Origin of the sequence: Streptomonospora salina (assembly GCF_014204715.1) — a bacterium.
GTDB lineage: Bacteria > Actinomycetota > Actinomycetes > Streptosporangiales > Streptosporangiaceae > Streptomonospora > Streptomonospora salina.
In genome coordinates this window covers 1719422-1731666 of sequence record NZ_JACHLY010000001.1, presented here as the reverse complement: position 1 = coordinate 1731666, position 12245 = coordinate 1719422, and the positions used below count along the sequence as shown (strand labels likewise).

Below are 12245 nucleotides of genomic sequence, written 5' to 3'. Positions count from 1 at the left end.
GGACGCGAAGGCGGCACAACCCGTTTCCCGCCCGTCACGGCACGGGCGGGGCTACCGCACCCGCCGGCCGGCCACCGGTGGCACCGGGACCCGGCGGCGCCGGAAGGACGCGACGTGAATCGGATCCGTGGCTGGCCGATCACCCTCACGGAGGGGCCGGTCGGCCTGCGTCCGCTGCGCTTGCGCGACGCCGGCGCGCTGCGCGACGCCCGCACCCGCAACGCCGACTGGCTGCGCCCGTGGGAGCCCACCTATCCCGAGATGCCGCTGCACACCTCGGGGCTGTCGCCGTATGTGGCGATGGTGCAGGCGATCCGCCGCGAAGCCCGGCACGGCATCTCGATGCCGTGGGCCGTGACCTACGGCGGCGAGTTCGCCGGGCAGCTCACGGTCAGCGCCATCGTGTGGGGTTCGGCACGCTCGGCGCAGGTGGGCTACTGGATCGACCGGGCCCATGCGGGCCGCGGCGTCACCCCGACCGCGGTGGCGCTGGCCGTCGACCACGCGTTCTTCACGGTGGGCTTGCACCGGATCGAGGCCTGCGTCCGGCCGGAGAACCAGGCGAGCCGACGGGTGGCCGAGAAGCTGGGCTTTCGCGAAGAGGGGGTGCGCAGGCGCCAGCTGCACATCGACGGCGCGTGGCGCGACCACATCGGCTACGCGCTGACCACCGAGGACGTCCCCGGCGGCCTGCTCGCGCGCTGGCGCCGCCACCGCGGCGAGGTCGCCGGTTCCGACAGCGCAGCGGGAGGCTCGTCCTAGGCGGCGCGCCCGGGGCCGGGGGCGGCAGGTACCGGGGTCCGGAAATCGGTGTCGGCAGGCTTCTGTTCGCGGGATAATCGCCGGTGTCCGGCCGCAGAGTCCACGGCGGCGCGGCACGAGGTGCCGCGCTTCGCAGGCGCGTCCGGGCGCCAGACGGACGTCGGGGAACCGGTGACGCGCGGCCGACGTCAATGGGGAAAGGCTGTAATCTCACGACACTCCGGTCCGAATACTGCGCATTTGTGGACACCTGGTCGTACCGTGCGGAACGTAGACGCACTAACGATGCAGGCAACACGTACATATGGCGCATGGGGGACGGCGAATGACGAGTGGCACGATGAACGGCGCGGGCGCCGGATCGTGACCTCGGGGCGGCCCGCCGACGGGTCGCCACCCGCCATGAGCCATGAACGGGCCTCGTCGCCGGAGCGTCTGGGACTGTCCTGTGGTCGGCGGTACGAGGAGGGGTCATGAGCAGCTCTCCTCTGTATCTCGCCATCGTGGTCGTGTGGCTCATCGTGCTGGTGCCGATGCTGCTGCGGCGTGACTCCGCCGGCCAGTACGAGGACGACGCCGATCTGGACGCCGAATTCGACGACGGCGGGCAGGACCCTGCCGACGACGGTGCTGAGGCCGACATCGGCGAGGACGGTGCGGACGAGGGCTCCGAGGACGCAGCCGGTACGCGGGCCGAGGAAGCCGCGCCCGCGGATGAGCGCGACCGTGCTCCGGGAAGCGAGGACGACGATGTCCACCGGGCGCGCTCCGCACGCCGCACCGCGGCCCCCGAGCCCACCCGAAAGCTGGAGCGCCCGGACGCTCGGGATCCGCTCGACGAGGCGGAGAGCGACGAGGAGGCCGCGATGGAGGCCGCTCCGCCTCCCGCTCCGCGGCCGCCCGTGACCCGGGCGACGGTCATCGCGCGGCGCAGGCGGCGTACCTCCGGGCTGACGGCGCTGCTCGTGCTGGCCGGAGTCGGCGTCGCCACCGGACTGGGGCCGTGGTGGGTGCTGGCTCCTCCGGCCGTGCTGCTGGTGGGGCATGTGGCTCTGCTGCGCGAGGCGGCCAAGGCCGACGCCGACCGCCGCGCCGCCGAACTGCGACGGCGCCGCAGGGCGGCCGAGCTCCGCCGCGCCCGCGAGGCCCGGGAGGAGGCCCGGGCGGCGCGCCGCGCTCAGGTGATCGAGCTGATGGAGCGCCGCAAAGAGGTCTACGACCAGTACACCGACGCCCACCAGCGCGCCGCGGGCGACTGAGCACCGCTCGGCGCTTGCGGCGCCGCGTTCCGGCTTCCGGTTCGGAGTACACGGCTGAAGCTGTTAGGATATGAAGCGTTGTTGAGGGGCTGTGGCGCAGTCCGGTAGCGCACCTCGCTCGCATCGAGGGGGTCAGGGGTTCAAATCCCCTCAGCTCCACCCTCAGCCAGGTCAGGGTTCGTCTCTGACCTGGCTTTTTTGTGTCCGATCCGAGTGCGGCGGGGCACGGTCGCCCCGGGCCGCGGCCTCCCGCGCGGAGCGCAGACGCGGTCGCGGTCCGCTGCCGTGCCAGTCCGCCGCCGCGGCGGACCTCCGCGTACGGATCCCGGTCCGAGCGTGCGCCTGTACTCGACGCTCCGGGGCGACTTCGGTGAAACCCGGCACAGTCGGGCGCATGCGCGTATCGTGTACCGCAGAGGGATACCCGCAGCCTCCTCCGCCGGCGGGGGCGGCGCCCGGCCTCGGACACGCATTGCACCGGCGCAGCGCAGCCGAATCGGCGCCGGGGACGATGGAGCCGTCGTTCCCGGAGCGGATTGGCAGGACAACGGGGCGGGATTTCTCGGTGCCGGGAGAATTCGCAGGTGGGGCGGGGTTCGGTCGCCCCGGGCGTGCGGTGTCCGGTGATCCGACCTTCTCGGTGGTGCCCGCCATTCCGAATGGAGGCGTTTCCCCAGGGCAGCGTGCATGGGCAGGGGAGGTCCCGCAGGATGCTGCGCGGTTGCGAGCGGTGCCGCCGGACACGCCGGGTGACGGCGGGCCCGGTGTGCAGCGGATTGTTTATGTGCATTTAAGCGCCATAGTGATTTATATACGACAGAAGCCCGGTAAATCCTGGTTTGGGGCTTGCGCGAAGTGTGACCGGTGGATTATCTTACGCCCCGGGGATGGATGTTGATGTAATGGAAAGGTGCACTGTGCTGAAGAAATCCTTCGCGGTGGTCGTGCTCGCTGTAACCGCGGTTCTCGCGCCTTCGATTCCCGCTGCCAGCGCCGACACGGCCCAGGCGTCGACGACCGGCTGGAGCTGGGCCTGACAGGCCGGTTCGGTCGCCGGACGACGTCCGAGTGACAACGCCGTCCCCCGGCCTGTGCCCCCGGGTCGGAGGACGGCGTTCGCCTGTGCGAAGGAAGTTCTGCGGGGCGGGATCTGTGCCGCGGGCCGCACGCGGCCTCCGCATGCGTAGACGCCGGGCGCGCCGTGCACCGCGAGCGCCGCGATCCCCGGCCCCGCCCGGGTTGGGCGACGGCGCCGAACGGGTAGGCACCCCGCAGTGATTCCGGCCTGCGGCAAAAGGACGGCGAGACACCCGTGCCCGACCACCCCGAGCAGCCCTCGCCAGAGCATCCCCGATCCCAGCCGCGCCCCGAGCGCGGACGCCACCAGGGCGGCGGCGAGTTCCCGCCCGGACACCACGCCCCCGGCGGCTACCAGCTGCCCGTCGATCCCTCCGAGCCACCGCCGCCCGGCGGGCCGCCGTCCGGCGAGGAGGCGACCGGAGCCGGCTCTGCGGACCAGGCGCCGGTCGCCGGCGAGCGGTTCCGCCGTGTCGAACCGGCACGGCGCAAGGCCATCCCCGCTTTCGGGAGCAAGGGGCACTGGCGGTTGTGGACCACCACGGTCCTGTTCGTCATGTTCACCGCCAGCTGGGCCGACTACCTGGAGCCGACCACCCGCGCCGTGTGGCACCTGGCGTTCTGGGCGCTCCTGGGCGCGGCCGCGCTGATCACGGCCTATCGCGAGCGGCGCCACGGCTGGAAGGCCTCGCCGCGCTGGCCCTGGCCGGCAGCCGCGGTAGCGGGCACGATCGCCACCGAAGTCCTGGTCGCCACAGTGGGATCCGCCGCCGCCACGATCGGATCCGTGGTCGTCCTGGTGCTCGGGGTGTTCCTGGTACTGATGTTCGGCTGAGGACTGCGGGCGGCCCTCGTCGCTGCCCGCCCGCGCACCCGGCGCAGCGCCGGCGCGGCCGGGGCGCCGTGCCTCGTCAGGTGGCCTCGCTGTCGAACGGCGGGCGCTTTCCGTTGAGCTGGGACGCGGGCCGGCGGCCGCCGGCGTCGTCCTCCTCGTCGGCCTCCCAGAAGTGCTTCTGCACGAACCTGCGCGGGTTCAGATCCTCGACGTCGAAGTCCTTGAACTCCGGCCCCAGGCCCTGCTGGATGTCGGCCTTGGCACTGTTGGCCATGGTCCGCAGCTGCCGCAGCACCCTGCCGACCTGGGCGGCGGCCTTCGGCAGCTGCTCCGGGCCGAGGATCACGAGTGCGAGCACAGCCAGAGTGATGAACTCGCCCGCGCTGATGTTGAACATGCCCGGTTCCTCCGTTGGCCCGTGGTCGTTGTCCGGCCTTATAGCACATTAACCGGTGTCGTCCGCCGCGCGGGCAACGGAGGGGCGGCTTGTGGATGACGACTCCCGTCACCGCCCCGCCGGCCGCGCGGTGACCGGCCGGGGACGCACCGCAGTGAGCGTTAAGGTCGGTGCCGTTCGCATCCGCAGGGTCCCGGCAGGCGGGACCGGCGCGGAAGGCGCCCCCGCGGGGGGATCCGGACGGGAGAGGTGCAGTGGGCGACACGGCGTTGCGCGAACGGGCAGGGGCGATCGTCGGCAGCCACCGGTTCCAGACGCTGATCGTCCTCCTGATCCTGCTGAACGCGGCCACGCTGGGCATGGAGACCTATGTCGACGGCCCGCTCGCCGGTGCCGAGGACCTGCTGGCCGCCGCCGAAACGGGGTTCGTCACCGTGTTCGCCGCCGAGCTGGCGCTCAAGGTCTTCGCTCACGGCCGCCGGTTCTTCCGCGACCCCTGGAACTGGTTCGACATGGCCGTGGTCGGCATCGCCGCCGTGCCGGCGTCCTCCGGCCTGTCGGTGCTGCGGACGCTGCGCATCCTGCGGATCCTGCGGTTGATCAGCGTCCTGCCGCAGATGCGCACGATCGTCACGGCCCTGTTCCGCTCGGTCCCGGGCATGGGGGCCGTCATCGGGCTGCTGCTGATCATCGTCTACACCGCGGCGGTGCTGGGCGAGCGACTCTTCCACGAGATCGACCCCGAGCATTTCGGCGACCTCGGCACGACCCTCTACACCATGTTCGTGCTGCTGACCACCGAGGACTGGCCCGATGTGGCCCAGCCCGTTCTGGACCGGGAACCGGCGGCGTGGCTGTTCTTCGTCGGCTACATCGTGGTCACGGCCTTCATCATGCTGAACCTGGTGATCGGCGTGATCGTCACCGCGTTGGAGCAGGAGGTCAACGCCGAGCGGTGGAAGGAGGACCAGGACCTGGAACTCGCGCAGCACCAGTCGGTGATGAACCGGCTGGAGGAGCTGACCGAACAGGTGGGCCGGCTCAGCGAGCAGGTGCGGGCGCTGGGCGGCGCCCCCGCCGAGGGAGAGGCGCAGCCGCAACCGGGCGGCCGGGCGGGTGCGGACGGGGCAGGACCGGCGCGCGGCGGCGACGGCGGAACCGCGGGCACGCACTCCGGCGACGGGGGGACCGGCGGGCGGCCGGTGCCGTAGCCGGCCGGCCGCCGAACGCACAGAGCCCTTCGCCCGGAACCGAGCGAAGGGCCGAGAAACGGATTCAGGCGTCGTCAGAGCGAACGCACGTTGGACGCCTGCGGGCCCTTGGGCCCTTCGGTGACCTCGAACTCGACCGACTGGTCCTCTTCCAGGTTCCGGAAGCCGGTACCCGCGATCGCCGAGTAGTGCACGAACACGTCCGGTCCACCGCCCTCAACGGCGATGAAACCGAAACCCTTCTCAGAGTTGAACCACTTCACGGTGCCCTGAGCCATCTGCTCTCCCTTTGGGGACTCCATCGGGGCCGCACCCTGCTGGCCCCGGGCTGCTGAGCGCTCGCCCCCCGGGAGTCTCCGCCCAAACGACCAGCGCCCACGTGAAGTTCCGTGAGGCGCCTGGGCCATCAAAGGAAACTACAACCGCAACCGGATCATGAGAGTACCAGGACCGGATGCGCCCTGCCGAGGCTTTTCGTCCGGGGAATCGGATTTCCAGAACCCGTCATTCTTCGTTTAGACGCCCGTGAAGCGCGGAAAGCGACGACCGGGTCCATACCGGGATCCGGCCCCTGCTCGTCCGCGTGCCTCGTGTCCGCTCGCCGAAACCGTCAGCCGCCGCCGTTGCCGTAGATCCAGGTGTCGAACCACATGCGCTGAGCCCAGGAGTCGTAGGGGATCGTCTCGGCACTGAGTACCGGGTACAGGTAGGCGAAGTTGGCGACCACCAGCAGAAGGACCACACCGAAGCCCACGCCGCCGGCCACCCGCGCCCAGGGCGAATACTCCGGCCGCGTCTCGCCCGCGCCCAGGGCCAGACCCAGGGCCAGCACGATCGCCAGCACGACGAAAGGCAGCGCCGGAAGGGCGTAGAAGGCGAACATGGTCCGCTCGGGGTAGGCGAACCACGGCAGCCACCCCGCGGCCACACCCAGCAGCACCGCGCCTGCGCGCCAGTCCCGGTAGGTCAACCACCAGCCCAGCATCACCACCACGGCGACGCACCCCAGCCACCACACCGCCGGAGTGCCCAGGCTCAGGATCGTCGTCGAGCAGTCCGCCGCACCGCAGTCGGAGGGCTGGTCGCTGTAGAAGAAGGCGACCGGGGTCCGCATGACGGGCCACTCCCACGGCTGCGACGCGTAGTCGTGCGACTTCGACAGTCCGCTGTGGAAGGAGTACATCTGGCTGTGGTAATGGGCCAGGCTCCGCAATCCGTTGACCGGGGCCTGGACGAGTCCCGGCGTGTTCTCCAGCCAGCCCGGCATGTGGGCCGCCCCCCACCCGCGGGCGTAACCGCCGGCGGTCGCGAACCAGCCGCTCCAGGTCGCCACGTAGGTCACCACAGCCACGCCCACCGTCTGGAAGAACGCCGGCACCGCGTCGAAGGCGAACCAGCGCAGCGCTGTGCGGTCGTGGGCGACGCTGCGCCGTGCGCCGTAGTCCCAGGCGACGGTGAGCAGGCCGAACGCCGCCAGGTAGAACAGCGCCGACCATTTGCAGCCGACCGCCAGCCCCAAGAACAGGCCCGCGGCGATGCGCCACCAGCGCATCCCCAGCCAGTTGAGCGCACCGCCGCCCCGCTCGGCGTGGGCGGCCAGCCGCTCCCGGGCGCGGTCGCGGTCGAGTACCAGGCAGCCGAAGCCCGCCAGGATGAAGAAGGTCAGGAAGATGTCGACCATCGCGATGCGGCTGAGCGTGAAATGCAGCCCGTCCAGCGCCATGATCAGGCCCGCCGCACACCCCAGCAGCCACGAGCGCGTCAGCCGGTGGGCGATCCGCACCAGCAGCAGCACCGACAGCGCGCCGAAGACCGCCGAAGCCAGCCGCCACCCTTCGGGATCGACGCCGGCGGTGCCCGGAAGCAGGCTCCACAGCTGGTCGCCCGCCCCGATCAGCCACTTGGACAGCGGCGGGTGCACCACGAAGTCGGCGCCCCCGCTCCAGATGTCGCCGTTGCCCCGCGCCAGCATCTCGTCGGCGTTTTCGAGGCTCTCGTGCTCATAGCCGAAGACCCACATCGACAGCGCGTTCTTGGCGTAGTAGGTCTCGTCGAAGTAGATCTGGCCGGGCCGCCCCAGCCCGATCACGCGCAGTGCGCCGGCGAACAGCGCCAGCGCCACCGCGCCGACCCACCCCGGCCACGCGGGACTCGGCATCGGCGGTACCAGGCGAGAGCGGACCGATGCCCGCCAGCTCGGATCGGGATCGGCGGAAGCTTCGGGTGCGGTGGTGGTCATGTGTCGGCTCTTAAGGTTGGGGCGCGGGTGGACGGTCGTCGGGGATGCCTCGCGGCGGGAACGTGCCGGGCGGTGCCACGCGGCCGAAGGGGGGCGCCGACCGGGGCGCGCTCCGCGAAGGCCCGCTGTGGCGGGGCCGAGCGCCGATCGGCGGCCGTCCGCGAAGCACTCCCTTACCGTAGCGTCTAGAGAGCGGGTGGATCGTGACTGCAGGGCCCGGCGGAACCGGGGACCCGCGCGCCGCACAGGGCGCGGGAACCCTGACACTGGCAGGGTTGCCCATCGGCAACGGCGACGACGCTCCGCCGCGGCTGCTGCGCGCGCTTGAGGAAGCTCGGATCATCGCGGCGGAGGATACCCGGCGGCTGCGCCGCTTCGCCGCCCGGGCGCAGCTGCGTCTGGGCGGCGAGACCGGGGCGCGTGTGGTCTCCTACTACGACGCCAACGAGTCGCGCCGCGCCGAGGAGCTGCTGGGCGAGTTGAAGGCGGGCGGCGACGTCGTGATGGTCACCGACGCCGGCATGCCCGGGGTGTCCGACCCCGGATACCGGCTGGTCGCCGCATGCGCCGACGCCGGAGTACCCGTGACGGCGATTCCCGGCCCCACAGCGGCGACCACCGCGCTGGTGCTGTCCGGGCTGCCCACCGACCGCTTCTGCTTCGAAGGCTTCCCGCCGCGCAAGGGCCGGCGGGCCTTCTTCGGCGAATTGGCCGGCGAGCGCCGGACGATGGTCTTCTTCGAGAGCACGCACCGGTTGGCCGCGACGCTCGCCGCCATGGCCGAGGGATTCGGCGCCGACCGGCGCGCGGCGGTGTGCCGGGAGCTGACCAAGACCTACGAAGAGGTGCGGCGCGCGCCCTTGGGCGAACTCGCCGAGTGGGCCCGGGGCGAGGTGCGCGGGGAGATCACCGTCGTGGTCGCCGGCGCCGCCCCGCCGGCCGTCGCGCGCACGTCCGAGGACCTGGCGGCGGCGGTGGCCGAACGCGAGGGCGGGGGCGTCTCCCGCACCGACGCGATCCGCGAGGTCGCCCGCGAGCTCGGGGTGCCCAAGCGCGAGGTCTACGACGCGGCGCACCGCTGATCCGGGCGGGGACCGCCCCGCCCGGGGCCTGCGCCGCCGACACGAAAGCGGGGCCGGGCAGTGCCCGGCCCCGCCTGCGTCGTCCGCTGCCGCGGCCTAGACGACCGCGCCGTCGGTCTGCTCACGGGCGGTGCGCAGCTCCTTGCGCTGCTTGGTGCGCTTCTCCCGGATGACGTGCGGCGGGGGCGTCTTGTCCCACCGCTGCAGCCACGCCGCCAGCGGAGCCGCCACGAACACCGTCGAGAAGACACCCGACATCAGGCCGACCAGCATCGCCACCGAGAAGTCGCGGAGCGAGGAGCCACCGAAGATCGCCAGTGTGCCCAGGATGAACACACCGCCGATGGTGGTGTTCACCGTACGCGGGATGGTGTGCAGGATGGCCGTGTTGGCGATCTTCTTGAAGCCCGACTTGCTGTCGTTGGCCCATTCGTCGCGCACACGGTCGAACACCACCACCGAATCGTTCACCGAGAATCCGATGACGCTCAGGATGGCGGCGAGGAACACGCCGTCGATCGGCCGGCCCAGCCAGGTGAACAGGCCGATCACCAGGGTGATGTCGAAGGCCAGCGCCAGCATCGTCGAGACGCCGAACGACCAGCGGAACCGCCAGGCGAGATAGACCATCTGCAGGGCGAGCGCCGCCACCAGCGCGATGAGCGCCCGGTCGCGCAGTTCGTCGCCCATACTGGGGCCGATCTTCTCGTCGGAGAGCCGTTCGGCGCCGCCGGCTTCCTCGGCCAGCGTGTCCTGGATCGCATGCGCCTCGGAGTCGGAGATCGGGCCGGTGCGCACCGCGATGTCGCCGTCGCCCGACTCCTGCACCACCGCAGAGGGGTGGCCGGCCTCGGACACGGCGTCGCGGGCGTCGCCGACGCTGATCTCCTGCTCGGTCGTGAAGTCCATGACCCGGCCGCCGGTGAACTCCACACCGAAGTCGGGTGTGCGGATCAGCACGCCCGCCACCGCGACGACCACGATCCCCGCGGCGATGCCCAGCCAGAGCTTGCCGCGCGACATCAGGTCGGGGTTGCGCTCGGTCAGCCAGGTGCGCACCCGGCTGATCTTGGAGATGCCGGTCACGGCGGGGTGGTTGCGCACCACCTTGCGGCGCACCGCCCATTCGACCAGCACGCGGGCGATGACCAGGGCGGAGACCATCGAGGCGACGGTGCCCAGGCCCAGAGTGACGCCGAAGCCGCGGACCGTGCCCGAGGCGAAGAAGAACAGCAGCGCCGCGGCGATGAGCGTGGTGATGTTGGTGTCCAGCACCGCGCTCCAGGCCTTCTGCGTGCCGTTGAGGAACGCCTTCTGGAGGTTCGGCGGAATCGCCCGGCGCCGGCGGCGCGAAAGCACGCCCGATTCGGCCTGTTCGGTATCGGAGTCGGTGGCGTCGGCCATACCCGCCGACTTGTTGGACTCGTAGACCTTGGCCTGCTGCTGGTACTCCTCGCGTGCTCGTTCGAATATCAGCACGTTGGCGTCGATGGCCATGCCGATCGCGAGCACGAACCCGGCGAGGCCCGGCAGGGTGAGCGTCGCGCTCAGCGCCACCAGAGCCGCGTAGGCGATCAGGGTGTAGCAGGCCAGCGCCACCGCGGCCAGGAAGCCGACGAGGCGGTAGGCCACGCAGATGTAGATGCCGGTCAGCAGCAGGCCGACCGCGCCGGCGATGAAGCTGGCCTTGATGGCGTCGGCGCCCAAGGTGGGGCCGACCGTCTGGCGCTGCACCTCGGCGACCGGCAGCGGCAGCGAGCCGCCCTCGATCAGCACGGCCAGGTCGTTGGCGCTCTCCTGGTCGAAGGACGAGCTGGTGATGGTCGTGGAACCGCCGGTCTGACCGACGTCGCAGGCGGTGTCCTGGTTGACCTCGGGCGAGGAGATGACCTCGTCGTCGAGCACGATCGCGACGCGCCGCTGGGGCTGGCCGGGGTCGTTGCAGGCGGCCTGGCCGGTGAGCTCGGCCCAGGCGTCGTTGCCCTCGCCGCGGAAGTCGACGTTGACCTGCCACTGCGTGTTGGTGGTCGGGTCGAGCACGGCCTCGGCGCTGGCGACCTGGTCGCCTTCGATCCGGGATTCGCCCAGCTGGAGCTGGTTGCCCTGCTCGTCGGGCAGGGTGCGGGCGACCTTGTCGGGGTCGGCGGCCTGCTGCTGGCCGCCGCCGGAGCCGCCCTGGCCCTGCATGAGCTGCTGGAGCTGCTCCTGGCTCATGCCGCCTTCGCCGCCCTGGCCGGAGCCGCCCTGGCTCTCCATGAGCTGCTGGAGCTCTTCTTCGGACATGCCGCCGGCGCCGCCGCCTTGGCCGCTGCCGGAGCCGCCCTGGCCGTCGGCGGGGGCCCGTGCTTCGTCGGCGGGTGCGTTGGCGGATTCGCCGCCGCCGGCCCCGCCGCCGAGGCCGCCGCCGGGCGCCTGCATGCCGCCGCCCTGCTGCGGCTGGACACCCAGGACGGGGTGGAAGGTGAGCTGCGCGGTCTGGCCGAGGATCTCAGCCGCCTCGGTGGGGTCCTGCACGCCGGGCAGCTCGACGATGATCCGGTTCTCACCGGACCGCGACATGGTGGCTTCGCTGACGCCGAGGCTGTCGATGCGCTCGCGCAGCACCTCGATCACCTGGTCGGTGTTCTCGGCGTTGGCCTCGGTTCCGGCGCGGCCGTCCCGGGTTTCCAGGACGATCTGGGTGCCGCCGCTGAGATCGAGCCCCAGCTGCGGCGGTATGAACCATGCGGCGCCGAACGCGCCGATGACGATGGCTAGGGAGACGATGCCGCGCAGCCAGCGCGTTCCGGCTCCCGTTTGGGTGGACAATCGATTACCTCTCACGACGGGTCATGCGGCCTCTGCGGCAGGGCGGGTGCCCTGCCGGCTGCGGACGGGTTCACATGCCTCGGGAGAGCGGCGGCGCGCGGCCGAAGGGCAGCGCGAACGCGTCGTCGAGGTGCGGGACGCCGACCGATTCGGGCAGCGGAACCAGCACCCGGACGCCGAGATCGCCCAGCCACGGCAGCACGGGGCTGTAGACCTCGGCCAAGTCGCGCACCGGCGGGCGGTGGTCGACGCTCCAACCGGGCAGGGCGACCGCCACGGCGCCGGAGTCGCGCTCGACCAGCAGATCCCGGCCGGAGCCGCCGTGGGAGCCGCGGCGATCGTCGTGGCTCGCGGCGGCGACGGCCAGCGGGGCGTGGCGCGCGGTCTGGGCGGGCAGCGCTGACGCGCCCTGCGACAGGGGCGCGCCCATCAGCAGCAGGGCCACAACCGAGAGCGAGGCCAGGGCACGGGAAACCGTGGTGACCACCGCCTTAGTCGAACGTGGGGCCGCGTGCCGGTCGCCTGCGCTGCCCCGGAGAGGGGCCCGGGCGGGGACGTCGTCCAGACGGCCGAGC

At 71.8% G+C, this 12245-nt stretch carries 10 protein-coding genes and 1 tRNA gene; 6 read left to right on the top strand and 5 right to left on the bottom strand.

Annotation, left to right across the window (positions count from 1 at the left end; all coding sequences use genetic code 11):
- Positions 1-114: 114 nt before the first annotated feature.
- The 4 genes from HNR25_RS07670 (at position 115) to HNR25_RS07655 (ending at position 3933) form a co-directional block, all read left to right on the top strand.
- Positions 115-762, top strand: a complete 648-nt coding sequence (locus HNR25_RS07670) for a GNAT family N-acetyltransferase (RefSeq protein WP_184633997.1) — start codon at positions 115-117, stop codon at positions 760-762.
- Between the two features lie 473 nt (positions 763-1235).
- A complete protein-coding gene (sepX, locus tag HNR25_RS07665) occupies positions 1236-2021 on the top strand; it encodes a divisome protein SepX/GlpR (protein WP_184633996.1) in 786 nt (261 codons plus the stop codon).
- An 85-nt stretch (positions 2022-2106) separates the two neighbouring features.
- Positions 2107-2180 (top strand) — tRNA-Ala (locus HNR25_RS07660).
- Positions 2181-3333: 1153 nt separating this feature from the next.
- A complete protein-coding gene (locus tag HNR25_RS07655) occupies positions 3334-3933 on the top strand; it encodes a hypothetical protein (protein ID WP_184633995.1) in 600 nt (199 codons plus the stop codon).
- 76 nt (positions 3934-4009) lie between these two features.
- Here the strand turns inward: HNR25_RS07655 and HNR25_RS07650 are convergent, their stop codons facing one another.
- Positions 4010-4330 carry a sec-independent translocase gene (locus HNR25_RS07650; RefSeq protein WP_184633994.1) on the bottom strand — a complete coding sequence of 107 codons (321 nt, stop codon included), beginning with the start codon at positions 4328-4330 and terminating at the stop codon, positions 4010-4012.
- A 254-nt stretch (positions 4331-4584) separates the two neighbouring features.
- Here HNR25_RS07650 and HNR25_RS07645 point away from each other — a divergent pair, with 254 nt between their 5' ends.
- Positions 4585-5541, top strand: a complete 957-nt coding sequence (locus HNR25_RS07645) for an ion transporter (protein ID WP_184633993.1) — start codon at positions 4585-4587, stop codon at positions 5539-5541.
- Positions 5542-5615: 74 nt separating this feature from the next.
- On the opposite strand, the gene HNR25_RS07640 is transcribed toward HNR25_RS07645, so the two are convergent.
- Both HNR25_RS07640 and HNR25_RS07635 read right to left on the bottom strand, forming a co-directional pair.
- On the bottom strand, positions 5616-5819 hold the full coding sequence (locus HNR25_RS07640; RefSeq protein ID WP_184633992.1) for a cold-shock protein: 204 nt from the start codon (positions 5817-5819) through the stop codon (positions 5616-5618).
- Positions 5820-6151: 332 nt separating this feature from the next.
- Positions 6152-7780: a dolichyl-phosphate-mannose--protein mannosyltransferase gene (locus tag HNR25_RS07635; protein ID WP_184633991.1), complete on the bottom strand. Its 1629-nt coding sequence runs from the start codon at positions 7778-7780 to the stop codon at positions 6152-6154.
- Between the two features lie 203 nt (positions 7781-7983).
- On the opposite strand from HNR25_RS07635, the gene rsmI reads away from it, so the two are divergent.
- Positions 7984-8862, top strand: coding sequence for a 16S rRNA (cytidine(1402)-2'-O)-methyltransferase (gene rsmI / locus HNR25_RS07630; protein WP_184633990.1), 879 nt, complete (start codon positions 7984-7986; stop codon positions 8860-8862).
- Positions 8863-8958: 96 nt separating this feature from the next.
- Here rsmI and secD read toward each other — a convergent pair whose 3' ends face one another.
- Complete coding sequence (gene secD, locus HNR25_RS07625) at positions 8959-11670, bottom strand: protein translocase subunit SecD (RefSeq protein ID WP_184633989.1); 2712 nt, start codon at positions 11668-11670, stop codon at positions 8959-8961.
- 70 nt (positions 11671-11740) lie between these two features.
- Positions 11741-12157: a hypothetical protein gene (locus HNR25_RS07620; RefSeq protein ID WP_184633988.1), complete on the bottom strand. Its 417-nt coding sequence runs from the start codon at positions 12155-12157 to the stop codon at positions 11741-11743.
- Positions 12158-12245 lie beyond the last annotated feature (88 nt).

Bases quoted from the DNA above. Each gene is read 5' to 3' on its own strand.
- HNR25_RS07640 (WP_184633992.1), bottom strand. From the start codon at position 5,819: ATGGCTCAGGGCACCGTGAAGTGGTTCAACTCTGAGAAGGGTTTCGGT.
- HNR25_RS07650 (WP_184633994.1), bottom strand. From the start codon at position 4,330: ATGTTCAACATCAGCGCGGGCGAGTTCATCACTCTGGCTGTGCTCGCA.
- HNR25_RS07635 (WP_184633991.1), bottom strand. From the start codon at position 7,780: ATGACCACCACCGCACCCGAAGCTTCCGCCGATCCCGATCCGAGCTGG.
- sepX (WP_184633996.1), top strand. From the start codon at position 1,236: ATGAGCAGCTCTCCTCTGTATCTCGCCATCGTGGTCGTGTGGCTCATC.